Below are 23323 nucleotides of genomic sequence, written 5' to 3' on the forward strand. Positions count from 1 at the left end.
GCGCGGTGCCCATTATGACGATCCGTTCGGCCACTGCAATGCGGCTGTCGGCGCGGTGACGCCGGCCTGGGACGATCCGATGTTCCACCCGTTTCTCTACGGGTCGTGGCAAGGGGCGGAATACCGCGCCGGCTTCTACGGCCTTGCCGGCTGGCACAAGGAAGGCCATATGCTGCGCGCGCTGTTCGAGGGCGTGATGTTCGAGCATAGGCGCCACATCAATGTCCTGAAGGACGCCGGTGTCAGCTTCGACAAGGCGGTCCTGTCCGGCGGCGGCTCGCGCAGCGAGCACTGGCCGCAAATCTTCGCCGACGGGCTTGGGGTGCCGATCACCGTGCCTGAGGCGCGCGAGACCGGCGCGCTTGGCGCGGCAATCGGCGCCGGGGTCGCGGCCGGCCTGTTCGCCGACTATGAGGCCGGCGTCGACGCCATGACCCGGTCAAGCGCCGCCTACCGTCCGAACCCGGCCATGCAGGACCATTACAACAGGCGTTATCGCGCCTATTGCGGCCTTGCCGATACGCTGCGATCGTTCTGGGCCGAACACGCCGCAGAACCGAGTAGAACACCGCCGAGGAAACCACCGCAATGACCCAACGGCTCGATGGCGACTACGACTACATCATTGTCGGCGCAGGCACCGCCGGCTGCGTGCTGGCCAATCGCCTGAGCGAAAACCCGGCGACGCGCGTGCTGCTGCTCGAGGCCGGCGGCAGCGACAATTATCACTGGGTGCATATCCCGGTCGGCTATCTCTATTGCATCGGCAATCCGCGCACCGACTGGATGATGAAGACTGCCCCCGAAGCCGGCCTGAACGGCCGCTCGCTGGTCTATCCCCGCGGCAAGGTGCTGGGCGGCTGCACCTCGGTCAACGGCATGATCTACATGCGCGGCCAGGCGGCGGACTACGATGGCTGGCGGCAGATGGGCAATGTCGGCTGGGGCTGGGACGATGTGCTGCCCTACTTCCTCAAATCCGAGGACCATCATGGCGGCAAGACCGAGCTGCATGGCTCCCGCGGCGAATGGAAAGTGGCGCGGCAACGCCTGTCGTGGCCGATCCTGAACACCGTGCAGGAGGCGGCCAAGGAATTCGGCATCATGCCGCGCGAGGATTTTAACGACGGCGACAATGAGGGGTCCGGCTTCTTCGAAGTCAACCAGAGCAAGGGCGTGCGCTGGAACACAGCCAAGGCATTCTTGCGCCCGGCGCTGCGACGGCCGAACCTCAGGCTGGTCGTCAACGCGCATGTCGAGACGGTGTTGTTCGAGGGCAAGCGTGCTATCGGCGTTTGTTATCGCGTCGGCGGCCAAACCATCGAGGCAAAGGCCAGGAGCGAGGTGCTGCTGACCGCCGGCTCGATCAACACGCCGAAACTGCTGGAGCTTTCCGGGGTCGGCGAGCCGGATCGCCTCGCCGCGCTCGGCATCGATGTGGTTCACGCCAGCCCCGATGTCGGCGAGAACCTTCAGGACCATCTGCAGATCCGCACTGTCTACAAAGTGTCGTCGGCGCTGACGCTCAACACGCTAGCCAACAGCCTGAGCGGCAAGGCGAAGATCGCGCTGCAATATGCCTTTGGCCGGTCGGGACCGATGTCGATGGCGCCGAGCCAGTTCGGCATGTTCTCGAAGTCCGGTCCGTCGATGGCGACGCCGGACCTGGAGTACCACGTCCAGCCCTTGTCTACCGACCGGCTGGGCGACCCGCTGCACCCGTTCCCGGCAATCACCATGTCGGTCTGCAATCTGCGGCCCGAGAGCGTCGGCTCGGTGCACGCCACAACCCGCGACCTAGCCGTGCAGCCGGAAATCCGGCTGAACTATCTCTCGACGGTGCGCGACCGCGAGATCGCGCTGCGTTCGGTGCGCCAGGCGCGCGGTATCATGACCGCCAAGGCTCTTGCCGGCTTCCATCCGGAAGAAATCCTGCCGGGCCTCACCCACCAGTCGGACGAGGACCTGCTGCACCAGATCGGCTCGATCGCGACGACCATCTTCCACCCGGTCGGCACCTGTAGGATGGGTGTCGACGACCGCGCCGTCGTCAGCCCGGACCTGCGCGTGACCGGTGTCGAGGGCCTGCGCGTCGTCGACGCCTCGATCATGCCGCGCATCGTCTCCGGCAACACCGCCTCGCCAGTGGTGATGATCGCCGAGAAGGCGGCGGATATGATCCGCCGGCCTGCATGACCTCGCCGCTGCTGCCTTACGACCCCGGCACGTCGTAGATCGCCCTGACTTCGACGGTGCCGATTTCGGCCAGCGGAATTTTGCCGGCGATCTCCAGCGCCTTGTCGAGAGTGTCGGCTTCGATCATGAGGAAACCGAGCAACTGCTCCTTGGTTTCGGCAAACGGACCGTCAGTGATCAGCCGCTTGCCTTGGCGCCGCCGCACCGTCTTCGACGTCTTCACCGATTGCAGCGCCTGCGCGATGATCAGCTTGCCTTGCTGGTCCAATGACCGGTCATAGGCCATCGAATCGGCGTCGAGCTTGGCCAGACGCTCCGGCGTCATGGCATGGAGGTCCTTTTCCTCGCCGTAGACCAGACAGACATATTTCATTTCCAGCTCCCTTGCTGTGACGACCCATAGGCGATCACGGTGCCGGCGGCATCCTTGCCGGCAGCAGCGTTGTCGAGCACGCAGACCGCAATGCCGATCACGGCGACCGCAGCAAGCAGCCGGCCGAAGCCGGAAGGTCGCGAGCAGTCGATCTCGTGTAGACGCGCGCTTTTGTCGGCGTCGTTCCAATGGGCAGAAAACAGATTGTTCATCTTGGATCTCCATCCGCCACGAGAATCCGTGGACGCTCGCAGGACGGCCGGCGCCGATGCAAGTCGACATTTTTGCACGCACATTTTTTCAGAAAAATTTGCAGGGCACGCCGGCGTCGCATCCGGCCGAAACAGCGCGGTGGTCTTCCCCTGCCGCCGCGCTATAGTTGGAGGGAACGCCGCGTGGCCGGCGCTGTCGCTGTAATCAAGGAGAATTCTATGGACCGTACCGCAAACGCCGTCTGGAAAGGCAATCTGAAGGAGGGCACGGGCACGCTCGACAGCCAGAGCGGCACCTTGAAGGGCACGCCCTATTCGTTCAAGGCTCGCTTCGAGGACGAGAGCGGCAAATCCGGCACCAATCCCGAAGAGTTAATCGCGGCGGCACACGCCGGATGCTACGCCATGCAGCTGTCGCATTTCCTGGCCGAGAACGGCACGCCCGCCACCGAGCTCGACGCCAAGGCGGTGGTGACGCTGGTCCCCGGCACCGGCATCACCGGCAGCGCCATCACCCTGATCGGCAAGGTACCGGGCATCGATGCGGCGAAGTTCAAGGAATTGGCCGAGAAGGCCAAGGCCGAATGCCCGGTTTCGAAGGCGCTCGGCGCCATCAAAGTGTCGCTCGACGCGAAACTGGGGTGATCCGCCGATTTTGCCCGGGGTAGCGATTCTTCGCGCCCCCCTCTGCCCTGCCGGGCATCTCCCGGGGAAATTGGAAGCTCGGTAGCTGGCACTCTTCTTTCGACGTTCGTAATTGGCGAAGGCCGGCGTGACATCTGATCTCCCCACTTGAGGGGGAGATGGCCGGCAGGCCAGAGGGGGTGCTGTCCCGCCGACGTCTCGGATACTATTGGGCGCCCAGCGCATCAAGCCGGGCGCGAAGGGCTACGACTTCCTGCTCCAGAGCCTCCAATCTCGCTTCCAGGTCGGAAGCAGGCAAGGCCGGCGCGCTCCGCTGCACCGATAACGCCGCGACGTCCACCGGTCCTGCGAGCAGATGCATAAAACGGTCCTCGCGCTGCCCCGGCCCGCGCGGTATTTCCTGGACGAGCGGCGGGCGGCGGCCGATCAGCATGTCGAGTTCGCCACGCAGGTCCTCGACGGACGAAAACCGCGCCATGCGCTCAGCTCGCGCCAGCAACTCATGCGCCGTCTGCGGCCCGCGCAGCAAAAGCAGGCCGATCACCGCGGTCTGCGGCGTGGTCAGCGAGAAGCGCTGCGCCATCTGATGCTCATAGCGCTCGACGCGCGAGCCGAACATCTGACGCACCAGCCCCTTCTGCTCGAGCAGCTTGAGAGTCCGATGCACCTCCGTCTGCTCCAGCGCCATGACAGGCTCGCGCGCCGTCTTCTGGTTGGCGGCTGCAAGTGCTGCATTCAGCGTCAGCGGATAGACATCCGGCGTCAGCTCCCTCTTCTCGATCAGGCAGCCGAGCACACGGGCTTCGACGGGATTGAGAATGGGAAGGTCATCGCTCATTGAAGTTCAGCCTCCCGGCGGTAAAATTCGGTTGCAAGGGCATGTTTGCGCGCTTGGCCGGCTTTGTCCCTGACGGGGCCGACTAGGTTCATTTCGTGGTGACCATAGCGGGCTTCGAGATAGCGCGCGATTGCGGTCGGGATGAGGCCCGAGACCCATCTCCCGCGTCCGGCTTTTGCGCTCGATCAGGCCGCGGATTTCGTCGCTGGCTTGAGCCGGTATCTCGGTCTGATCGAGGCATTCGCCAAGGTTCATCGGCGGCAGGCTGGCAAAGCCGCGCTGTTCCATCCAGTCGAGCGCCACGAGCGGGCGGATCAGATAGAACAGCTTCTTCAGCTTCACCTCGCCGGAGAAACTGCCGATCTTGGCGACATGCGAACGCGCAAGGCCGAGATAGTGGTGCGATACCTTCGCCGGATCGACGATCTCGGCCAGCAAATCGAGAAGGCGCTGGCGAAACCCCGAAACCTCCTCATAGACGATCGGCGACTTCGCCCATTCGACTATGACGGCATTGCCGCCAAGCGCCAGCAGCAACGCCTTGCGCAGATCCCAGCCGCCGGCATCGATCTCGCCTTCGATCGGAAACTCGATCACATCGCGCGCCTGCTGCAGCACGAGGTGATCGGTTACCGGTCTGATATAGACAAAGCGGCAGTCATAATCGCTGTCGGGAGACGGAAACCCCCAGGCGCGGCTGCCGCTTTCGATGGCAAACAGGATTTTTACAGGCTGGCTTCGCACCAGATCGAGGCGGGCGCGCAGCGCCGCGACGGCGTCCGGCGAAAAGTCGGCGGGTAGCGACGGCGTCAGACTCTGCGCTCCACCATCATCTTCTTGATCTCGGCAATCGCCTTGGCCGGGTTGAGCCCCTTCGGGCAGGTCTGGGCGCAGTTCATGATGGTGTGGCAGCGGTAGAGCCGGAACGGGTCTTCGAGATCGTCGAGCCGTTCGCCCGTGGCTTCGTCGCGGCTGTCGATCAGCCAGCGATAGGCCTGCAGCAGCGTCGCCGGGCCGAGATAGCGGTCGCCGTTCCACCAATAGCTCGGGCACGAGGTCGAGCAGCAGGCGCATAGGATGCACTCGTAGAGCCCGTCGAGCTTTTCGCGGTCCTCATGGCTCTGCAGCCATTCCTTGGCTGGCTCTGGCGACACTGTCTTCAGCCATGGCTGGATCGAGGCGTGCTGGGCGTAGAAATTGGTGAGGTCGGGCACCAGGTCCTTGACCACCTGCATATGCGGCAGCGGGTAGACTTTGACGGCGCCGGAAATGTCGTCGCAGCCCTTGGTGCAGGCCAGCGTGTTGGAGCCATCGATGTTCATGGCGCAGGAGCCGCAAATGCCTTCGCGGCAGGAGCGGCGCAACGCCAGCGTCGGGTCGATCTTGTTCTTGATCCAGAGCAGCGCATCGAGCACCATCGGCCCACAATCGTCCATGTCGACGAAATAGGTGTCGATGCGCGGGTTCTCGTCATCGTCGGGCGACCAGCGGTAGATGCGGTATTCCCGCAGGTTGGTGGCGCCCTCCGGCTTCGGCCAGGTCTTGCCCGGCTGCACCTTGGAGTTCTTGGGAAGCGTTAGTTCGACCATTACCTCTGGTCCTTTCGGATGACGGGCTTCGGCACCATGGTCAGTACACCCTGGCCTTCGGCGCGATCTTGGCAAGGCTGATGCCGCCGTCCTTTTCCGCCACCAGCGGCTCGGTGTGCACGGGACGATAGCTGAGGCTCACCTGGCCGTCCTCGCTTAGCCGAGCCAGCGTATGCTTGCGCCAGATAATGTCGTCTCGGGCCGAAAAATCTTCGCGCGCATGCGCGCCGCGGCTCTCCTTGCGCGCCTCGGCGCCGTAGACCGTGGTGATGGCGTTGGCCATCAGATTTTCCAGCTCCAGCGTCTCGACCAGGTCGGAATTCCAGATCATCGAGCGGTCGGAGACTTTCAGGTCCTTGAGCTCGGTCCATATCTGCGAAATGCGCTTGCAGCCGTTTTCGAGCGACTCCTGTGTGCGGAACACGGCGGCGTCTTCCTGCATCGCCTTCTGCATTTTCTCACGCAGAACAGCGGTTGGCGTCGAGCCATTGGCGTGGCGCAGCCGGTCGAAGCGGTCCATGATCTTTTCGACCGAGGCTTCGTTGGGCGAAGGGATCGCCGAATTACGGTCGATGACCTGGCCGGCGCGGATTGCGGCGGCGCGGCCGAACACCACCAGATCGATCAGCGAGTTCGAGCCCAGCCGGTTGGCGCCGTGCACGGAGGCACAGCCGGCCTCGCCGACCGCCATCAGCCCGGGTGACACCCGGTCAGGATTCTCGACCGTCGGGTTCAGCACCTCGCCCCAGTAATTGGTCGGCACGCCGCCCATATTGTAGTGCACCGTCGGCAGCACCGGGATCGGCTCCTTGGTCAGGTCGACGCCGGCGAAAATCCTGGCCGATTCCGAAATGCCCGGCAGCCGCTCATGCAGCACGGCCGGATCGAGATGGTCGAGATGCAGGAAAATATGGTCCTTGTTCTTGCCGACCCCGCGGCCTTCGCGGATCTCCAGCGTCATGCAACGCGAGACGACGTCGCGCGACGCCAGGTCCTTGGCCGACGGCGCGTAGCGCTCCATGAAGCGCTCGCCCTCGGAATTGACGAGATAGCCGCCCTCGCCGCGCGCGCCTTCGGTGATCAGGCAGCCGGCGCCGTAGATGCCGGTCGGATGAAACTGCACGAACTCCATATCCTGCAGCGGGAAGCCGGCCCGTGCCGCCATGCCGCCGCCGTCGCCTGTACAGGTGTGCGCCGACGTCGCCGAGAAATAGGCGCGGCCATATCCGCCGGTCGCCAGCACCACCATCTTGGCGGAGAAGCGATGGATGGTGCCGTCGTCGAGGTTCCAGGCGACGACGCCGGTGCAGGTGCCGTCCGGTTCCATGATCAGGTCGAGCGCAAAATACTCGATGAAGAACTGTGCATTGTTCTTCAGCGACTGGCCGTAGAGCGTGTGCAGGATGGCGTGACCGGTGCGGTCGGCGGCAGCACAGGTGCGCTGCACCGGCGGGCCGTCGCCATAATTCATCATGTGTCCGCCGAACGGCCGCTGGTAGATCTTGCCCTCTTCGGTGCGCGAGAACGGCACGCCGTAATGCTCGAGCTCGTAGACCGCCGCCGGTGCCTCGCGCACCAGATATTCCATGGCGTCGACGTCGCCCAGCCAGTCCGAACCCTTGACGGTGTCGTACATGTGCCACTGCCAGGAGTCCGGACCCATGTTGGACAGCGACGCGGCAATGCCGCCTTGTGCCGCCACCGTGTGCGAGCGGGTCGGGAACACTTTGGTGATGCAGGCCGTGCGCAGGCCCTGCTCGGCCATGCCGAGCGTGGCGCGCAGGCCGGCGCCGCCGGCGCCGACGACCACCACGTCGAACTTGTGGTCGACAAAGGTATAGCCGGTGGCCGATTTCGCGTCCTTGGCCAAATCAGCCTCCGAATGCCAGTTTGAGCAGGGCGAAGATCGAGGCGACGCCGACCGCTATGGTGAAAAACGTGCTGAGTGCGATCAGCGCCAGCTTCATGCCTTCGGCATGCACGTAATCCTCGATAATGACCTGCATGCCGACACGCATATGGGTGAGACCGGAAACGAGCACCAGCGCCAACACCAGCGCCACGAACGGACTGGCGAGCGCCGCCCGCACCTCGGCGAAGCCGGCGCCATTGAGCGCGATCAGGAACCCGACGAAGAACAGTATCAGCGGGATGTTGGCAATGGCCGTCAGCCGCTGTCGCCAGAAATGCCCGGTGCCTTCGCGGGCCGAGCCCAGACCGCGGACCTTGGCCAGCGGCGTGCGCATATCGTTGTTGTTCGTGCCGCTCATCACAAGGTTCCCCGCGCCATGTAGCCGGCGACCCAGATCAGCAGCGTGAGCAGGATGGAACCGGCGAGCGTCGCCCAGGCGATCTTCGATGCCGTGTGTTTCTCCAGCCCGGCGCCGGTGTCCCAGACGAGATGGCGCACGCCGCCCAGCATGTGGTGCATCAGCGCCCAGGTGTAGCCGAACAGGATGAGCCGGCCGAGCCAGGTGCCGAAGGCCCAGTTGATCCAATCGAAAGCGCCTTGCGAACTCGCCGCCGCCATCAGCCACGCGGCGACCAGCAGCGTGCCGAAATACAGCGCCCCGCCAGTGATGCGGTGAATGATCGACATCGTCATGGTGATCGGTGGGCGGTAAATCGTCAGGTGCGGCGAGAGCGGCCGTTCACGTCTGGCGGTTCGGGTGGCTGGTGATTTGCTCATGGCTGCCCCAGTTCGATGTCCGGAGCCGCGGTGGAAAGCGGCACTTACCGCCTCGATATATGACTTCAGACAGCCGGTTTCTAATGCTCTTTTTGCACCGCGTCAAAGCCGGAAAATCGTTTTGAAAACGTCATTTAGTCTGACAAAAGGCTGCTGTTTCGCTTCAATCGATTTGGCCACCGTCGAAAGCCAGCGCACCGTTCGCTGCAGTGCGGCATTTCCTTTGCAATCGACGCCAGGCTATCGTTTGCAGGTCTGTGGTGTCGAGCCCCTCTTCATCACCAGCGCCTCGCGCGCGTCGATCACGATTGCGTCATGCGACGCAGCTTCCTGGTAGCGGCTGGACTGGTTGGCGGGTGATGCGGCAAACTCCTCGGTCGTGCCATCGGGCCTGACAACGCGCAACGCCGTGCCGAGGTTCTGGATGGTGATCATGCCGCCATTGCCGCATCTGTAAGTTGCCGTGCCGACAGCAGACCGCGGCGCGGTAAGGTCGGTGACGATCTTGGCTGAAGGTGCGGCAGGCGCTGTCGGAGCCGTTGCGGAAGCCGGGGGCGCCACAGGTGCGGCGGACTGCTGAGCCGGCACGGGCGCGACAGTGGGTGGTACGGTATTCACCGCCGTCGGCGCGCCGTTCTGCGGCACGCAGGCTGCGGCAGTCAGCAAGGGGATCGACAACAGCGTCACCCGAAACGTCCGGCGTAACGCCATATGCTGTCCTCCTGCGCGGCTAACTAGCCGCGATGTTCCACCAAGATCAAGCTCACCCGACGTCAGCGTAGTTGTGTGCGTCGCGGCCGATGGTGCGGGCAAGCATGGCCGAATGATGACGCCCGGTTTTCATCCCGTCGGATATTAACCATGTTTGGCGAGAGATCGCCGCCGGATGCGCCTGCCCTCTTAACAAAGGTTAAGAAAAGGTTAATTTCCGATTCGATCGGGTCCACAGCAGAGAGGACACCATGCTTTCGAATTCAGGAAGAGCGCGCCTTGCGGCGCTTGTGCTGGCGACAGCCAGTCTCGGCTTCGCCGCCCCGGCAATGGCCTGGTCGCGCCATCATGACCGCGTCTATGCCGATTCCCTAGGCAATCTCGTCATCGACAGCGCCGCCGGCTACAAGCGCATCATTGTCGGCCAAGGCAGGCTGGCCAAGAAATTGTCCGACTACACCAGCGCCGGGCAGCCGGAAGCGGAACCGGAAGTCCTTTATGAAGACGAGGCGGATCACATCTCCAGGCGTGGCTGCTACCAGCCGCCGGTGTTCGTGAAGGGCCGCTCCTATATGTACGGCCTCTCCGATGGCGAAATGCCCAACCTCAGCCCTTGCCGCTGATGATCCGGCACGGCCGAGAGGCCGTTTAAGCGAGACGCTAACCGACGCTGCCTGTATCCGGGATGAACACCGTTTCCGCCCGCTCATAGGACAATCGCACGCTGTCGCGGCCGTTCTTCTTGGCCTTGTAGAGCGCTTCGTCGGCGCGCCGCATCAGCGGCTCCAGCCCTTCGTCGCCGGTGCGCGCCGCGACGCCGAAGCTCGCGGTCACCCTGGTGCCCGGCGGCAACCCGTCGACACTGCCGGCCGAATAGTGCGTGCGCACGGCTTCGGCAAACAGCCGCGCCGTGGCAAGATCGCTCAGCGACAGAAGCACAGCGAACTCCTCGCCGCCGATGCGGCCGGCAACCGCACGCGTGCCGGCGGCCGCGCGAAGCTTGGCGGCGAAGTCGGCGATCACCTGGTCGCCCGCGGCATGTCCGTATTTGTCGTTGAGCGCCTTGAAGTGATCGAGATCGGCCAGCACCAGCGCGACCGGCACCTTGGTAACAGCGCAATGCTGCAGCACCAGCAAGGCGCGCTCCTCGAAACCCCTGCGGTTGAGCAGGCCAGACAGCGGATCGGTGTGCGTCTCGGTCTTCAGCGCCTTCATCACGTCGAGCGCAGCTGCCGAGAACAGGCAGAGCGCGATCAGCAACGACAGCAGCGCGTGCGTCAAAAGCGCCGTCGTCCAGTAGGACGAGCCATAAAACCCGTCATAGCTGGTGAACGGCCCGTGCGAGATGACGACGAGCAGCGTGCGGCCGATGAAGTTCAGCCCGGACAGCAGCGACAATACGAACAGGATTTTTTCCGTCGGGCCGTTCTTGCGCACGGCGCGCAGCTCGGCGGCGACCAGCAGGCTGAGGCCGCCAAAGCCGAAATTGATCGACAGGATGCGCCAAGTCAAGTCCGGCTGGACGAACAGGAACCAGCAGAATGCCACCATCCCGCCACCCGCCAGAATGCCGATCGCGATATAGGGCACGCGCCTGCCGTAGCGTGAGATGATCGCACCGACGAGGCAACAGGCGGCGAGCGTGAAGCAGAGGTTGGAGACCAGCTTGGTCAGCACCATGCCGCCGGGCAGCGTGAAATACTGCAGCAGGAAGCCGGGCGCGGACACGCAATAGCTCGTGCCGAGCACAGCCAGATAGGGCCGGTGGCGCTGATAGAACCACAGCACGAGGAACGCCGCGCCGAGCGCCAGCGCGATCGTCGGATTGAGCAGCGCTATGAACAGGCCGGTGTCCAAAGGACGGTGACTTCCCGCTTGACGTCAGGGAAGACCTTAGAGCGCAAGCCCCAACAAGCGGTTAAGCCGGGACGAATATGCAAGTCGCCACTCATGAAGCTGGTGCACGGAACCGGGACCTGAGGCCGGCGTTTCCTGACAGCAATCAAGGAGAAGTTGTTCATGGCCGACACGATCACGCTGACCGATCACGAAGCAATTCGCTCATGGGCCGCAGGGCGCGCCGGATTTCCGGCGATCGTCGATGTATCGCCCGAGACCGGAACGCAGCCGTTGCTGAGGCTCGTCTTCGGCCAGCACGCCTATCAGGACCAGGATCAGCCTGAACGCCCGGTCAACGCAGGCGGCTACGAGCTGGTCGAATGGGACGAGTGGTTCAAGATCTTCGACGAGCGCGAACTGGCGCTGGTGGTCGCGGCCGACGAACCCGGCAGCCGGGAGGAATTTCATGAAATCATCCGCCGTGCCGGCTAGGGCATATACCCCAAGGGTCTTAGAGCGGCGCGCTTTAAACAAAACCCCGAACGGTTTTGCCGTTCGGGGTTTTGCATACGCTCAGATCAGGCTTGAACCAGTCTGCGCTATTTCCAGTCGCGGATGTCGACGAAATGGCCGGCGATCGCCGCCGCCGCCGCCATGGCCGGCGATACCAGATGGGTGCGGCCCTTGAAGCCCTGCCGGCCTTCGAAATTGCGGTTCGAGGTCGAGGCGCAGCGCTCATGCGGCTTCAGCCGGTCGTCGTTCATGGCCAGGCACATCGAGCAGCCCGGCTCGCGCCAGTCGAAACCGGCGGCAATGAAGATCTTGTCGAGACCCTCGGCCTCCGCCTGTTCCTTGACCAGACCGGAGCCCGGCACGATCATCGCATCGACATGCGCACTCACCGTCTTGCCTTCGACCACCTTGGCCACCGCACGCAGATCCTCGATGCGGCCATTGGTGCAGGAGCCGATGAAGACGCGGTCGAGCGTGATGTCGGTGATCTTCGTGCCCGGCGTCAGCCCCATATAGTCGAGCGCGCGGATCTTTGACGTCCGCTTGTTCTCGTCCGTGATCTCTTCCGGATCGGGAACGACGCCCTGCACCGAAACGACGTCCTCGGGCGAGGAACCCCAGGAGACGATCGGCGGCAGCTTGGCCGCGTCGAGCACGATCACCTTGTCGAAATGCGCGCCCTCGTCGGACTGCAGCGTCTTCCAGTATTCGAGGGCGGCGTCCCACGACGCGCCCTTCGGCGCGCGCGGCTTGTCTTTGACATAGGCGAAGGTGGTTTCGTCGGCCGCGATCAGGCCGGCGCGCGCGCCGCCCTCGATCGACATGTTGCAGATCGTCATGCGGCCTTCCATCGACAGCGCGCGGATCGCCTCGCCGGCATATTCGATGACATAGCCGGTGCCGCCGGCAGTGCCGATCTCGCCGATGATGGCGAGGATAATGTCCTTGGCGGTGACGCCTTCCGGCAGCACGCCGTCGACGCGCACCAGCATGTTCTTGGCCTTGCGCTGGATCAGCGTCTGGGTCGCCAGCACATGCTCGACCTCGGAGGTGCCGATGCCATGTGCCAATGCGCCGAAGGCGCCATGCGTCGAGGTGTGGCTGTCGCCGCAGACGATCGTCATGCCAGGCAGCGTGAAGCCCTGCTCCGGCCCGATGATGTGGACGATGCCCTGGCGGATATCGTTTTCGGAGTAATATTCGACGCCGAAATCCCTAGCGTTCTTGGCCAAGGCCTCGACCTGGATGCGGCTTTCCTCGTTCTTGATGCCGAATTTGCGCTCCGGCGAGGTCGAGACATTATGATCGACCACGGCCAGCGTCTTTTCCGGATGCCGGACTTTTCTGCCGGTCATGCGCAGACCTTCGAAGGCCTGCGGGCTGGTCACTTCATGGACGAGATGGCGGTCGATGTAGAGCAGGCAGGTGCCATCGTCCTGGCGGTCGACGACGTGGTCGTCGAATATCTTGTCGTAGAGGGTGCGCGGTGCGCTCATGTGCGTAAATCCGTCGATTTGCAAAAAAGGGGAGGGGCAGACGCGCCTAAGCCTTCGGCCCAGCGAAAGCGGCTTAGCTAAGTCGGCTGGTGAGCGCGCCGGAAATGCGCGAAGAGAAACGCGACGGCAGGCGTTTTCTGTCCTGCAGCACGAAACCCTTATAGGCCGGATCGCCAAAAAGCTCTTCCATGGCGTGGCTCATACCAATGTTTTGGCTTTTCGGCAATTGCGGCGTGTTTTCCCTTCTCCCCTTGTAAGAGAAGGGGAAGGGGCGGCGCTCAAAGCACCTCGAACACAAAAGTCTTTACCAACGCATCCGGCTCGGCGATCGCATAGCAGCGGAACCATGGGCTTTGCTCGACCGGCCGCCATTTCCCGGCCCGTTCCAACTCATCGAACACGTCCTGGAAGCCGCCGCTGTCAAACACCTGGTCGCGCACGGTGAAGATGGCGTGGCCGCCTTTTCTGGTGATGCGGACAAGCTCGTGCAGGCCGGACGCCGGCGCATGGCTGATGGTGAACACGCCAGTCGAGAAGAAGGCGCGGAAATGCCCGTCCGGCCAGGGCAGCGGCCCGCCGAGCATTGCCTGCTTCAGATCGCCATAGGCATTGCGGCTGCCGGCGATCTTCAGCATGTCGTCGGAGAGGTCGAGCCCGGCAATGTCGTGATAACCCAGCGCCTTCAATGACGGGCCCGACAGGCCGGTGCCGCAGCCGGCGTCGAGCAGCGGGCCTTCACCCACCTTCACATGGCGCGCCACCCAGGCGGTGATCAGGAACGGCAGCAGATAGCCGAGCGAAGCGGTCTCGCCGTCATAGGTCGCGGCCCAGTCTGCATAGGCCTTGGCCAGCCCTTCCGGCGTGTCGGCCGAATAGACGGTACCCAGCGCCGCATTGGCCTTGTCGATCGTCATCGCCTGCATCCTCCGGAATCCTGTCCTCCGCGATCGTAGCCGTGCCCGCGTCGGACTTCTATTCCTGCTGCGCCCGCCGCAGTCGTTGCTCCAGCCCCCGCAGCGCCAGCGACAGGCTGACGGTGAGGATGAGATAGATATAGGCGACGATCGAATAGGTCTCGAAGAAGCGGAACGAGCCGGCGGCGTAGATCTTGCCCATCTGCGTGATGTCGGCGACGCCGAGCACCGAGACCAGCGAGGAATCCTTGACCATGGCGACGAAGTCATTGCCGAGCGGCGGCAGGATGGTGCGGATCGCCTGTGGGAACACGATCAGCCGGAAGCGCTGCGTGCGCGTCAGCCCGAGCGCCTTGGCAGCCTCGATCTGGCCTTTCTCGACTGACTGGATGCCGGCGCGGAAGACCTCGGAGATGAAGGCGGAATAACCGATGGTCAGCGCCATGATTGCACGCCACAACAGCGACACGTCGCGCACCAAAAGCTCGCCGAGATAGCCGGCGTTTTGCAGCGGCGCGGTCAGCGCATTCCACGCAGCCACGAAGGCCGGCGCGCCGGCGAAGGCGATCCAGAACAACAGCACCAGGATCGGCACGCCGCGGATGATCTCGACATAGAAACGAGCGATCTGCCTGAGCCAACGCGACCCCGACAGCCCCATCAGCGCAATGCCGAGCCCGATGGCGGAAGCCAGCGCGAAGGCGACCACGGTGACAAGAATGGTGATGCCGATGCCTTTGGCGACGGTGGCAAAAACCTGGGCGTAGAGATCGCTGGCGGCAATGGAGAACGCAGCGACGACGGCGAGCGCGATCGCGGCGGCAAGCCACCAGGGAAAATCGGGTTTTGAGGTTGAGGCGAGCATCAATGCCCAACGCTGGTGAACAGCTGCGCTCGCAAGATCTGCCGATCTCCCCCCTTGCGGGGGAGATGTCCGGCAGGACAGAGGGGGGNGGGGGGTGCTGTCCCTCCAACCTGTCAAACGGTTACAGTCACAACCTTTGGCCTCTTTGGAAAAGCTCAAAACAAAAGGGAGGCGATCCTTCACACCCCCCTCTGCCCTGCCGGGCATCTCCCCCGCAAGGGGGGTCAGCGGCCGTCGCGCCAAGACGGCCTACTGCCCCATCTTGTAGTCGAGAAACCACTTCTTGTTCAGCGCCTCGATCGTGCCGTCGGCCTTCAGCGCCGCGATCGCCGCGTTGACCGGCTTCACCAGGTCCGAGCCCTTCGGGAAGATGAAGCCAAAATCCTCGGTGCCGAGCGGGCCGCCGATCAGCTTGAGCTTGCCGCCGGAGGCATCGACATAGCCTTTGCCGGCGGTGCCGTCGGTCAGGACGACATCGACGTCGCCGGATTTCAGTGCCTGCACCGAAGCGCCGAAGGTCTCGAACTGCTTGATGCGCGGGTTCTGCTCATTGCCGTCGAGCACGCTGTAGACGGCGGTGTAGAACGGCGTCGTTCCGGCCTGCGCGCCGATCAACCCGTCCTTGAAGGCGGCGAAGGTCTTGGCGTCGGTGAAGCGGCTTTCATCGGCGCGCACCAGCATGAACTGCTCCGAACGCATATAGGGGTCGGAGAAATCGACCTTCTCCTTTCGGTCGTCCTTGATGGTGATGCCGGTCATGCCAATGTTGTACTGGTTGTCGGAAACCGCCTGGATCATCGCGTCCCAGGAGGTGTTCTGGTACTCCACCTTGAAGTTCAGCCGCTTGGCGATTTCGTCCATCGCGTCATACTCCCAGCCGATCTGCTTGCCGGTCTTGGCGTCGATGAACTGCAACGGCGGATAGGCGTTTTCCGTCACCACCACGACCTTCTTGCCGCCGAGATCGGGCAGCGCATCGGCCGCCCATGCAGCGACGGGCGCGAGGAAACAGGCCGCGAGGGCGGCCAGCAGCAGCTTCGATTTGGTCATGACACGCTCCAGGATGAGAAGCCCGCTTGCAGCCGGGCTCGCATGAAAATCCAGGCGCGACTTTAGCCGTCCGCAGACGGCTTGCAAGCCGGTCCGGTGCTCAGCGTCCGGTGAAAGCGGATTCCAATGCCTTCAACCAACGCGGTTTTAGAACGCCCCGTGGTCGGAATTTATTCCGTGATTGCGCCGCCGGCAAACCAGGCCCCTCCTGGACACGGGAACCCGTCAGATGACGGATCAGGATGGTGACGTAGCCTCACGCAGCTTGGCGACAAATCCGGTCAAGGTCCGGTGCAGCGACTTCAGCTCCTCGACTTCCAGCGGCATGGCGCAGGCAAGGCCTGCGGATACGTCCTTGATGCGGGCGCGCAGCGCCTGGCCCTTGGCAGTCGGTTCGACCAGCACGCGGCGCTCGTCGGCCGGATCGCGACGGCGGGTGACGAGACCAGCCGCTTCCATCCGCTTGAGCAGAGGCGTCAATGTCGCCGAATCCAGCCCCAGCGCCTCGCCGAGTTCGCCGACCGTGCTCGGCGCATGCTGCCACAGCGCCAGCATCGCCAAATATTGCGGATAGGTCAGGCCGAGCGGGTCAAGCAGCGGCCGATAGAGCTTGGTCATCAGCCCGCTCGCCGAATAGAGCGCGAAGCAGAGCTGCTGGTCGAGGCGCGGAACGGCGATCCTCCCGGCGGTGTCCGCCGGGACTTCGCTGGCCCTGGTTTCGGTCTTCGTCGTCATGCTGCCTTTGCCGGAAGCGCCACGGTCGAAAGCGCCACCTCGATATTGCCTTTGATCGCATTGGAATAGGGGCAAATCTGATGCGCTGCCGATACAAGCGCTTCCGCCGCCGCCTGATCAAGGCCTTTGGTCTCCGCGGCCAGTGCGACACCAAGTTTGAAGCCTTCACCATTGGGAAGCAGGCTGACGGTGGCGCTCACCGCCGCATCGTCCAGCGGCAGCTTCTGCTTGCGCGCGACGAAGCGGATGGCGCTTTCGAAGCAGGCGGCATAGCCGACCGCGAACAGCTGCTCGGGATTGGTGGCGCCACCCTGTCCGCCGAGCTCCTTCGGCAAAGCGAGGTCGACCTTCAGCAGGCCGTCGCTGGTCTCGCCGTGGCCGGCGCGGCCGCCGGTGACGCGAGCCTGTGTGGTGTAGAGTGCCATGTCAGTTCTCCATTTGCTTTGTATCCGATCATTTAGTGTACAAGATAATTCGAGTCAACAGCCGTGGCGCAACTCTCGGCCGGCAATCGTTCACAGTCTGGTGAAACGAAAAAGGCGGCCGAAGCCGCCTTTTCAAAATCCTTGGTCGAGATCTTATTCGGCCGGGGTCGCTTCCGCGGCCTTTGCAGCCTCGTCGGCGGCCTTGGCGGCTTCGTCGGCGGCCTTCTTCTCGGCGGCTTCCTGCGCGGCCTTCTCGGCTGCCAGCGCCTGCACGGCGGCGATCTTCTCGGCCTCGATGCGGGCCTTCTCAGCGTTCAGCGCGTCGCGCTCCTCATCGTTCAGCTTGCGGGCGCGCACGCCGGTGTTTTCCGAAATACGGGCCGACTTGCCGCGACGGTCGCGCAAATAATAGAGCTTGGCGCGGCGCACCTTGCCGCGGCGCACGATCTCGACGCCTTCGACCATCGGCGAGTAGACCGGGAAAACGCGCTCGACGCCTTCGCCGTAGGAGATCTTGCGGACGGTGAAATTTTCCTGGAAGCCGGCGCCGGCGCGGGCGATGACGACGCCCTCATAGGCCTGGACGCGGGTGCGGGTGCCTTCGGTCACGCGGACCTGGACGCGCACGGTGTCGCCGGGCTGAAACTCGGGAAGCTTGCGCTTGGCTTCGATCTTGGCGGCCTGTTCGGCCTCGAGCTGACGGATGATATCCATCTCAATAGTCCACTTCTTGTTCTTCCGACAGTCAGAGCGTCCGACACTCGCCTTGCAGTTCCATTGACCGCTCGGCTATGCCCTTTGTCCCCGAGACATCTTGTCTTCGAAACATTGGGCAGGGGCGACTACACCGTCATTGTTGACGGGTCCGGGAGATTTTTCTCGCCAGTACGGGCGGGCACATACAGCTATTTCACTGACTTGTCACGCCTTGGCCCTGTCTTTTTTGGTCGCATGCCACCACGCAATCGTCCAGTGCAGGGTTGCGCCGGCCCTTCAAGCTTCCTAATCCGGGAGCAGCACACTTGTCCGGCGGCCTCACAATGTCTGTTTTCGACGCAGTCCTGCTCTTCCTCGCGGGTTTTCTGTCAGGCGCCGTCAACGCCGTTGCCGGCGGCGGCACCTTCATAACCTTCGGCGCCATGACGCTGGCCGGCCTGCCGCCGATCGTCGCCAACGCCACGTCCTCGGTAACGCAGTTTCCCGGTTACATCACCTCGACGCTGGCTTACTGGACCGACATCAAGCATTTCTGGCGCGGCGCGCTGCTGCTTTGCCTGATCTCGGCTTTGGGCGCGCTGGCTGGTGCGCTCATCCTGCTGGCGCTCTCAAATCCGTCGTTCCGCGCCCTCGTGCCGTGGCTGCTGCTGGCCGCAACCGCCTTGTTCGCCGCCGGGCCGTGGCTGAAACCAACGCCGAAGCCTGGGCATGAAGCCACGGTCGGCTCTCTGGCCGGTTCGCTGGCGCAGTTCGCTACCGCCATCTATGGCGGCTTCTTCGGCGCCGGCATGGGCGTCATGATGCTGGCGACGCTCGGCCTGACGCAATCCGGCGACTATCACCGGCTGAACGCGCTGAAGAACATGCTGGCCGTGGTCATCGCCGCCGTTGCCATACTGGTCTTCGTTTCCGGCGGCGTTGTTGCCTGGCCTCAGGCAATCGTCATGATCCCCGGCGGCGCGCTCGGCGGCTATGCCGGCGTCTGGATCGCCAAGCGCGTGCCGCAAAACGCAGTACGCGGCTTCGTCATCGCCGTCGGCCTGTTTCTCGCCGTCTACTATTTTGCCAAGGGCTGAGCGGCGAGCAAATCCGGCCGGCGCTCCCTGGTCAGCTTCTCGGACTCGGCGCGCCGCCACGCGGCGATCTTCTTGTGATTACCGGAGACCAGCACGTCGGGGATGGGGCGGCCTTCGAACTCCTGTGGCCGCGTGTAATGCGGGTGTTCGAGCAGGCCGTTCTCGAAACTTTCTTCCTCGCCCGACACCGCATTGCCCATGACGCCGGGCAACAGCCGCACAACGGCGTCGAGCAGTACGAGCGCCGCCGGCTCGCCGCCCGACAGGATGAAATCGCCGATGGAGACCTCTTCCAGTCCACGCGCCTCGATCAGCCGCTGGTCGACGCCCTCGAACCGGCCGCAAACGATGACGGCGCCTGGCCCGCCAGCCAGTTCGCGCACGTGCGCCTGCGTCAGCGGCTTTCCACGCGGGCTCATCAGCAAACGCGGCCGCGGATCGCCCGCCGGCGACGTGTGGTCGATCGCCTTGGCCAGCACATCGGCGCGCATCACCATGCCGGCGCCACCGCCGGCCGGCGTGTCGTCGACGGTGTGATGGCGATCGCTGGCGAAGTCGCGGATCTGGATAGCTTCCAGCGACCATGTCCCGACTGCGAGCGCCCGTCCGGCCAGCGACAGGCCTAGCCCGCCCGGAAACATCTCGGGATAGAGCGTCAGCACCGACGCCTTGAACGTCACCGGTTGCCTCCGGCTTCGCGCGGCCCGCGCGGTCGGCCCTTCGCGTCGAAATCTTCTTCGCGCGGCGCGTCGCCATCCTCATCCTCGACAAGGCCGGCGGCTGCCGGGTCGACGCGGAGAAAACCTTCGGCGATCGAAACCTGAGGCACGGCGGCCTGGGTGAACGGGATCAGCACGCCTTTGCGCCCGCCGAGGGTAACGTCGAGAATGTCGCCGCCGCCGAAATTATGCATCGCCACCACCTTGCCTATGACCGCGCCCTTATCGTCGCGGACTTCAAGTCCGACGAGATCGGCGTGGTAGAATTCGTCCTCCTCGCCATCGTCGGGCAGCATCGAGCGGTCGACGAACAGCTCGGTTCCGGCCAGCGCCTCGGCGGCATTGCGATCGGCAATGCCCTTGAAGCGCACCACCACGACGGTGTTGGCCGGCCTTATGTCGGTGATCTGGAAAACGCGGCCGTCCTTGGCATAGAGCGGCCCATAATCGGCCAGCGCCATCGGCTCGCCAGTGAAGGTCTTCACCCGCAATTCGCCCTTGATGCCGTGGGCGGCGCCGATCACGGCCATTTGCACGGGGTTCTGGGGCTTCGACATGGCTGATATCCTTTGCCCTGCTCTAACGCCCTACCGGCGTCATTTCAATGATCGCCCGTGGCCATTTCAATGACAGGTTCTTCACCGCTTCCTAACCCGGCTGCCTGACAATGGCGGCATGCAGGAATTTCTCATCCCGGCAAAACCCGACCTCCAGGCAGCGCGCGAAAGCTGGCTGAAGATGCTGGCGCGCGAGCGCCGGCTGGCGCCGGCGACCGTCGAAGCCTATGAGCGCGACACGCGCCAGTTCCTGCATTTCCTCACAGGGCATTGCGGCGGCTCGCCTGGTCTTTCCGACATCGCCACTCTGCGCCCGGCCGATCTGCGCGGCTTTCTTGCCGCGCGGCGCAACGCCGGCGCCGGCGCCCGCACGCTCGGACGCGGCCTCGCCGGCATCCGCTCGCTGCTGCGCTTCCTCGAACGGCGCGGTCTCGNCCGGCGCCCGCACGCTCGGACGCGGCCTCGCCGGCATCCGCTCGCTGCTGCGCTTCCTCGAACGGCGCGGTCTCGCCAATGCCGCCGGTGCCGCTGCGTTGCGCGCGCCGCGCCAGCCGAAATCGCTGCCCAAGCCGCTGACCGCCAGCGATGCCAAACATGTCGTGTCGGTGGAAGGCCAGCTGGCTGAAGAGCCTTGGATCGCCGCCCGCAACGCCGCCGTGCTGACGCTGCTTTATGGATCGGGCCTGCGCATTTCCGAAGCGCTGGGCCTCAGCGCCGCCGACCTGGCATCGGAAGCCGACACCGTGCTGCGCGTCACCGGCAAGGGTGGCAAGACACGGCTGGTGCCGGTGCTGCCGGTGGCGCTCAGGGCAATCGCCGAATACCGAAAACTGTGTCCCTACCATCTCGATCCCAAGGGCCTGCTGTTTCGCGGCGCCCGCGGCGGGCCGCTCAACCCGGCCATCGTCCAGCGCGACATGGCCAGGCTGCGCTCGGCGCTGAACCTGCCCGACACCGCGACGCCGCACGCGTTGCGCCATTCCTTCGCCACCCATCTGCTCGGGCGCGGCGGCGACCTGCGCACCATCCAGGAACTGCTCGGCCACGCCAGCCTGTCAACGACGCAGGTCTATACCGGCGTCGACACCGCAAGACTGCTCGAGATTTACGAATCCGCCCATCCCCGCGCGTGACACTGTATTAGTCCAGGACAATTTCCCCACGTCGGTTAACCGTTTCGCCGCTTTTCAGTCCTAGAACCGCACCATGAAACGCGCCCTTGCCATCGCCGACCGCGCGGCCCTTGTGTCGCTGAAGCTGCTCGTCGCGCTCAACGCCCTGTTTTTCCTGTCTTTCCTCATCGTGCTGCTGCTTGCCATGGGCAGGGCGCATGCCGAAGCCCCGGCCTGCGCCGGCGCCGATCTGCTGTCGGCCCTGCAGAAGGAAGACCCCGCCACCTATTCCAGGATCGAGACGGAAGCAGCAGCGACGCTGAACGGCAAGGGCCTGTTGTGGAAGCTGGAGAAATCAGGCGAAAAGCCATCCTTCCTGTTCGGCACCATGCACATGACCGACCCGCGCGTGACCACTCTGCCGCCGGCAGCCAGGAAAGCCTATGACGCTGCCGGCACCATCATCATCGAGACCACCGACGTGCTCGACAAGCAGAAGATGATGGAGGCCATGCTCAAGGAACCCGAGCTGATGATGTTCACCGACAACACGACGTTGTCGTCGCTGTTGTCGCCGGAGGATGCGGCGGTGGTGAACAAAGGGCTCGATGCGCGCGGCATTCCGCCGGCGAGCGTCTCCAAGATGAAGCCGTGGCTGCTGTCGGCCATGGTCGCGCTGCCGGTCTGTGAGGTCGCCCGTCAGGCAGGCGGCGCACCGGTTCTCGACGTCAAGCTGGCGCAGGACGCCAAGGCTAATGGCAAGCCGGTGGAAGGGTTGGAGACCGCTGCCAGCCAGCTGCACGCCATGGCCTCGCTGCCGATTGCGTTCCACATCAAAGGGCTGGTCGAGACCCTGAAGCTCGGCGACAAGATAAACGACATCAACGAAACCATGATCGTGCTTTACCAGCGCGGCGACACCGGCACCTTCTGGCCGCTGTTGCGTTCGATCTCGCCCGACGAAGACGACGACGCAGGTTACGCCGAATTCGACCGGACGCTGATCACCGGCCGCAACAAGGTCATGGCCGACCATGCCGCACCGATCCTGGCCAAGGGCAATGCCTTCATGGCCGTCGGCGCCATGCATCTTCCCGGCCCCGAAGGCCTGGTCGAGGATTTTCGCAAGGCCGGCTATACCGTCACCGCCGTCGACTGAGCAGCGCCCGTCTTGAATACCGAATCACGTAAGCCGGGCTCTGTGCGGTGCGCAACTGATGCGCAAAGCGGAGGCGGTTGGCCCTATTTTTGGCGGAAAAGGCCAGCTAAGCTCGTTCTACCTCGTTCGTGATTGATTTTGCGGGGGAAATACAGGCCAACAAGCGGTTGCGAATCAGAATTTTCCTGCGTTCGTCAATTTGAAGGCCTAGTATGAACCCGTTCAACGGTTGCGCGTTGAGGGGTGTTGATTGATGCTTTTCATCCACGGAGGACACTTTTATGGCGAACCCTAACGATCCAGCGCCCAGGTCGGGTGGTGGCAGCGGCTGGCTGATTGCGCTGGTCGTCGTCATCCTTGCGATTGTCGCGTACTATGTTTTCGGCAGAAGCGGCGAACATCCTGCGCCCGCAGAGCCGCCGGCAGCCAGCACACCGGCGCCCGCACCTGCACCGGCTGAGCCGATGAAGCCCGCCGAACCGGCTCCCGCACCAGCCCCTGCGCCCGCACCGGCTCCTGCGCCAGCCCCGGCGCCCGCGCCTGCTCCGGCGCCGAGCCCGTAATCTGGCCAACTGATCTGGCATCTTGCTTCCAACCCAAGAACGGCCCGCTGAAAAGCGGGCCGTTTTGTTTGGGGCACCTATCGGCGAGCGTCGCGATTCTTCACCGCCCCTCTGTGCTGCCGGACATCTCTCCTCAAGGGGGAGATCGGCTGTCTCACGAACAGCGCCAGGTTAGAAACGTGAGAAACTTGAAAGCTCGCGACGCGGCGGTGAAGTCCAATCTCCCCCCAAAGTGGGCATAGGCGCTAAGATAGCTTTGGCATGGACTGAAATTTGCGCTTTCGCGGTGGCTCACGCCAGCGATATCGCAAGGCATGGAGATTGTGGCGC

At 63.9% G+C, this 23323-nt stretch carries 25 protein-coding genes and 2 pseudogenes; 8 read left to right on the forward strand and 19 right to left on the reverse strand.

Annotation, left to right across the window (positions count from 1 at the left end):
* Positions 1 to 34: 34 nt before the first annotated feature.
* Together X728_RS150625 and X728_RS150620 are read left to right on the forward strand one after the other, a co-directional pair.
* A pseudogene (locus X728_RS150625) lies at positions 35 to 592 on the forward strand (FGGY-family carbohydrate kinase); the annotation flags it as partial.
* Complete coding sequence (locus X728_RS150620; RefSeq protein ID WP_023831854.1) at positions 589 to 2196, forward strand: GMC family oxidoreductase N-terminal domain-containing protein; 1608 nt, start codon at positions 589 to 591, stop codon at positions 2194 to 2196. The pseudogene X728_RS150625 and the gene X728_RS150620, both read left to right, overlap by 4 nt.
* A gap of 16 nt (positions 2197 to 2212) precedes the next feature.
* On the opposite strand, the gene X728_RS150615 is transcribed toward X728_RS150620, so the two are convergent.
* Both X728_RS150615 and X728_RS150610 read right to left on the reverse strand, forming a co-directional pair.
* Positions 2213 to 2569, reverse strand: a complete 357-nt coding sequence (locus X728_RS150615; RefSeq protein ID WP_023831855.1) for a YciI family protein — start codon at positions 2567 to 2569, stop codon at positions 2213 to 2215.
* On the reverse strand, positions 2566 to 2781 hold the full coding sequence (locus X728_RS150610; RefSeq protein ID WP_023831856.1) for a hypothetical protein: 216 nt from the start codon (positions 2779 to 2781) through the stop codon (positions 2566 to 2568). The genes X728_RS150615 and X728_RS150610 overlap by 4 nt, the downstream gene beginning before the upstream one ends.
* Before the next feature lie 219 nt (positions 2782 to 3000).
* On the opposite strand from X728_RS150610, the gene X728_RS150605 reads away from it, so the two are divergent.
* Positions 3001 to 3426 carry an OsmC family protein gene (locus tag X728_RS150605; protein ID WP_023670508.1) on the forward strand — a complete coding sequence of 142 codons (426 nt, stop codon included), beginning with the start codon at positions 3001 to 3003 and terminating at the stop codon, positions 3424 to 3426.
* A gap of 205 nt (positions 3427 to 3631) precedes the next feature.
* On the opposite strand, the gene X728_RS150600 is transcribed toward X728_RS150605, so the two are convergent.
* The 7 genes from X728_RS150600 to X728_RS150575 all read right to left on the reverse strand — a co-directional run bounded on the left by X728_RS150600 (position 3632) and on the right by X728_RS150575 (position 9253).
* Positions 3632 to 4264, reverse strand: a complete 633-nt coding sequence (locus tag X728_RS150600) for a DUF480 domain-containing protein (protein ID WP_023708761.1) — start codon at positions 4262 to 4264, stop codon at positions 3632 to 3634.
* Between the two features lie 6 nt (positions 4265 to 4270).
* Positions 4271 to 5008: a nucleotidyltransferase domain-containing protein gene (locus tag X728_RS0135320; protein ID WP_023706720.1), complete on the reverse strand. Its 738-nt coding sequence runs from the start codon at positions 5006 to 5008 to the stop codon at positions 4271 to 4273.
* Positions 5009 to 5073: 65 nt separating this feature from the next.
* Positions 5074 to 5853, reverse strand: coding sequence for a succinate dehydrogenase iron-sulfur subunit (locus X728_RS150595; RefSeq protein WP_023670510.1), 780 nt, complete (start codon positions 5851 to 5853; stop codon positions 5074 to 5076).
* 40 nt (positions 5854 to 5893) lie between these two features.
* A complete protein-coding gene (sdhA, locus tag X728_RS150590; RefSeq protein ID WP_023706721.1) occupies positions 5894 to 7723 on the reverse strand; it encodes a succinate dehydrogenase flavoprotein subunit in 1830 nt (609 codons plus the stop codon).
* A 1-nt stretch (position 7724) separates the two neighbouring features.
* A complete protein-coding gene (gene sdhD / locus X728_RS150585; RefSeq protein WP_023683885.1) occupies positions 7725 to 8123 on the reverse strand; it encodes a succinate dehydrogenase, hydrophobic membrane anchor protein in 399 nt (132 codons plus the stop codon).
* On the reverse strand, positions 8123 to 8542 hold the full coding sequence (gene sdhC, locus X728_RS150580; protein WP_023683884.1) for a succinate dehydrogenase, cytochrome b556 subunit: 420 nt from the start codon (positions 8540 to 8542) through the stop codon (positions 8123 to 8125). The genes sdhD and sdhC overlap by 1 nt, the downstream gene beginning before the upstream one ends.
* 240 nt (positions 8543 to 8782) lie before the next feature.
* Positions 8783 to 9253: a hypothetical protein gene (locus tag X728_RS150575; protein ID WP_023709350.1), complete on the reverse strand. Its 471-nt coding sequence runs from the start codon at positions 9251 to 9253 to the stop codon at positions 8783 to 8785.
* 251 nt (positions 9254 to 9504) lie between these two features.
* Here X728_RS150575 and X728_RS150570 point away from each other — a divergent pair, with 251 nt between their 5' ends.
* The gene (locus X728_RS150570) at positions 9505 to 9876 is read left to right on the forward strand and encodes a hypothetical protein (RefSeq protein WP_023687709.1); all 372 of its coding nucleotides are present in this window, start codon (positions 9505 to 9507) and stop codon (positions 9874 to 9876) included.
* A gap of 37 nt (positions 9877 to 9913) precedes the next feature.
* On the opposite strand, the gene X728_RS150565 is transcribed toward X728_RS150570, so the two are convergent.
* A complete protein-coding gene (locus X728_RS150565) occupies positions 9914 to 11110 on the reverse strand; it encodes a GGDEF domain-containing protein (RefSeq protein ID WP_023698369.1) in 1197 nt (398 codons plus the stop codon).
* 162 nt (positions 11111 to 11272) lie between these two features.
* On the opposite strand from X728_RS150565, the gene X728_RS150560 reads away from it, so the two are divergent.
* Entirely contained in the window at positions 11273 to 11584 is a 312-nt protein-coding gene (locus X728_RS150560; RefSeq protein ID WP_023670517.1) for a hypothetical protein, read from the forward strand.
* 107 nt (positions 11585 to 11691) lie between these two features.
* Here X728_RS150560 and leuC read toward each other — a convergent pair whose 3' ends face one another.
* From leuC to rplS, 7 genes are all read right to left on the reverse strand, one after another.
* Entirely contained in the window at positions 11692 to 13101 is a 1410-nt protein-coding gene (gene leuC / locus X728_RS150555) for a 3-isopropylmalate dehydratase large subunit (RefSeq protein WP_023683880.1), read from the reverse strand.
* A gap of 278 nt (positions 13102 to 13379) precedes the next feature.
* Positions 13380 to 14015: a class I SAM-dependent methyltransferase gene (locus X728_RS150550; protein ID WP_023687706.1), complete on the reverse strand. Its 636-nt coding sequence runs from the start codon at positions 14013 to 14015 to the stop codon at positions 13380 to 13382.
* Positions 14016 to 14073: 58 nt separating this feature from the next.
* Complete coding sequence (locus tag X728_RS150545; protein WP_023831857.1) at positions 14074 to 14880, reverse strand: amino acid ABC transporter permease; 807 nt, start codon at positions 14878 to 14880, stop codon at positions 14074 to 14076.
* A gap of 249 nt (positions 14881 to 15129) precedes the next feature.
* Positions 15130 to 15930, reverse strand: coding sequence for a transporter substrate-binding domain-containing protein (locus tag X728_RS150540; protein ID WP_023687705.1), 801 nt, complete (start codon positions 15928 to 15930; stop codon positions 15130 to 15132).
* 237 nt (positions 15931 to 16167) lie between these two features.
* Complete coding sequence (locus X728_RS150535) at positions 16168 to 16665, reverse strand: MarR family transcriptional regulator (RefSeq protein ID WP_023683877.1); 498 nt, start codon at positions 16663 to 16665, stop codon at positions 16168 to 16170.
* Positions 16662 to 17090 (reverse strand): organic hydroperoxide resistance protein, encoded by a 429-nt coding sequence (locus X728_RS150530; RefSeq protein ID WP_023694503.1) that lies wholly within the window; start codon positions 17088 to 17090, stop codon positions 16662 to 16664. The genes X728_RS150535 and X728_RS150530 overlap by 4 nt, the downstream gene beginning before the upstream one ends.
* 153 nt (positions 17091 to 17243) lie before the next feature.
* On the reverse strand, positions 17244 to 17804 hold the full coding sequence (gene rplS / locus X728_RS150525; RefSeq protein WP_023670525.1) for a 50S ribosomal protein L19: 561 nt from the start codon (positions 17802 to 17804) through the stop codon (positions 17244 to 17246).
* A 326-nt stretch (positions 17805 to 18130) separates the two neighbouring features.
* Between rplS and X728_RS150520 the strand changes: the two genes are divergently transcribed.
* Positions 18131 to 18883 carry a sulfite exporter TauE/SafE family protein gene (locus X728_RS150520; RefSeq protein WP_023683874.1) on the forward strand — a complete coding sequence of 251 codons (753 nt, stop codon included), beginning with the start codon at positions 18131 to 18133 and terminating at the stop codon, positions 18881 to 18883.
* On the opposite strand, the gene trmD is transcribed toward X728_RS150520, so the two are convergent.
* Both trmD and rimM read right to left on the reverse strand, forming a co-directional pair.
* The gene (gene trmD / locus X728_RS150515; protein ID WP_023698365.1) at positions 18865 to 19563 is read right to left on the reverse strand and encodes a tRNA (guanosine(37)-N1)-methyltransferase TrmD; all 699 of its coding nucleotides are present in this window, start codon (positions 19561 to 19563) and stop codon (positions 18865 to 18867) included. The genes X728_RS150520 and trmD overlap by 19 nt on opposite strands.
* The gene (gene rimM / locus X728_RS150510) at positions 19560 to 20159 is read right to left on the reverse strand and encodes a ribosome maturation factor RimM (protein WP_023710218.1); all 600 of its coding nucleotides are present in this window, start codon (positions 20157 to 20159) and stop codon (positions 19560 to 19562) included. The genes trmD and rimM overlap by 4 nt, the downstream gene beginning before the upstream one ends.
* 118 nt (positions 20160 to 20277) lie before the next feature.
* Between rimM and X728_RS01000000166805 the strand changes: the two are divergent.
* Positions 20278 to 21292 (forward strand): annotated as a pseudogene (locus X728_RS01000000166805) (tyrosine recombinase XerC).
* Positions 21293 to 21365: 73 nt separating this feature from the next.
* The gene (locus X728_RS150505) at positions 21366 to 22430 is read left to right on the forward strand and encodes a TraB/GumN family protein (RefSeq protein ID WP_023831858.1); all 1065 of its coding nucleotides are present in this window, start codon (positions 21366 to 21368) and stop codon (positions 22428 to 22430) included.
* The last annotated feature ends 893 nt before the right edge of the window (positions 22431 to 23323 follow it).

The organism is Mesorhizobium sp. L103C119B0 (genome assembly GCF_000502235.1).
Taxonomy (GTDB): Bacteria; Pseudomonadota; Alphaproteobacteria; order Rhizobiales; family Rhizobiaceae; genus Mesorhizobium.

What these genes read in the sequence shown, in the direction of transcription:
- X728_RS150570 (WP_023687709.1), top strand. Translation starts at nt 9,505, where the DNA reads ATGCTTTCGAATTCAGGAAGAGCGCGCCTTGCGGCGCTTGTGCTGGCG.
- X728_RS150595 (WP_023670510.1), bottom strand. Translation starts at nt 5,853, where the DNA reads ATGGTCGAACTAACGCTTCCCAAGAACTCCAAGGTGCAGCCGGGCAAG.
- X728_RS150530 (WP_023694503.1), bottom strand. Translation starts at nt 17,090, where the DNA reads ATGGCACTCTACACCACACAGGCTCGCGTCACCGGCGGCCGCGCCGGC.
- X728_RS150605 (WP_023670508.1), top strand. Translation starts at nt 3,001, where the DNA reads ATGGACCGTACCGCAAACGCCGTCTGGAAAGGCAATCTGAAGGAGGGC.
- leuC (WP_023683880.1), bottom strand. Translation starts at nt 13,101, where the DNA reads ATGAGCGCACCGCGCACCCTCTACGACAAGATATTCGACGACCACGTC.
- X728_RS150615 (WP_023831855.1), bottom strand. Translation starts at nt 2,569, where the DNA reads ATGAAATATGTCTGTCTGGTCTACGGCGAGGAAAAGGACCTCCATGCC.
- X728_RS150540 (WP_023687705.1), bottom strand. Translation starts at nt 15,930, where the DNA reads ATGACCAAATCGAAGCTGCTGCTGGCCGCCCTCGCGGCCTGTTTCCTC.
- X728_RS150620 (WP_023831854.1), top strand. Translation starts at nt 589, where the DNA reads ATGACCCAACGGCTCGATGGCGACTACGACTACATCATTGTCGGCGCA.
- X728_RS150505 (WP_023831858.1), top strand. Translation starts at nt 21,366, where the DNA reads ATGAAACGCGCCCTTGCCATCGCCGACCGCGCGGCCCTTGTGTCGCTG.
- X728_RS150535 (WP_023683877.1), bottom strand. Translation starts at nt 16,665, where the DNA reads ATGACGACGAAGACCGAAACCAGGGCCAGCGAAGTCCCGGCGGACACC.
- X728_RS150545 (WP_023831857.1), bottom strand. Translation starts at nt 14,880, where the DNA reads ATGCTCGCCTCAACCTCAAAACCCGATTTTCCCTGGTGGCTTGCCGCC.
- rplS (WP_023670525.1), bottom strand. Translation starts at nt 17,804, where the DNA reads ATGGATATCATCCGTCAGCTCGAGGCCGAACAGGCCGCCAAGATCGAA.
- X728_RS150575 (WP_023709350.1), bottom strand. Translation starts at nt 9,253, where the DNA reads ATGGCGTTACGCCGGACGTTTCGGGTGACGCTGTTGTCGATCCCCTTG.
- sdhD (WP_023683885.1), bottom strand. Translation starts at nt 8,123, where the DNA reads ATGAGCGGCACGAACAACAACGATATGCGCACGCCGCTGGCCAAGGTC.
- X728_RS150520 (WP_023683874.1), top strand. Translation starts at nt 18,131, where the DNA reads ATGTCTGTTTTCGACGCAGTCCTGCTCTTCCTCGCGGGTTTTCTGTCA.
- X728_RS150550 (WP_023687706.1), bottom strand. Translation starts at nt 14,015, where the DNA reads ATGACGATCGACAAGGCCAATGCGGCGCTGGGTACCGTCTATTCGGCC.
- X728_RS150560 (WP_023670517.1), top strand. Translation starts at nt 11,273, where the DNA reads ATGGCCGACACGATCACGCTGACCGATCACGAAGCAATTCGCTCATGG.
- rimM (WP_023710218.1), bottom strand. Translation starts at nt 20,159, where the DNA reads ATGTCGAAGCCCCAGAACCCCGTGCAAATGGCCGTGATCGGCGCCGCC.
- X728_RS150600 (WP_023708761.1), bottom strand. Translation starts at nt 4,264, where the DNA reads ATGAGCGATGACCTTCCCATTCTCAATCCCGTCGAAGCCCGTGTGCTC.
- X728_RS150610 (WP_023831856.1), bottom strand. Translation starts at nt 2,781, where the DNA reads ATGAACAATCTGTTTTCTGCCCATTGGAACGACGCCGACAAAAGCGCG.
- sdhC (WP_023683884.1), bottom strand. Translation starts at nt 8,542, where the DNA reads ATGAGCAAATCACCAGCCACCCGAACCGCCAGACGTGAACGGCCGCTC.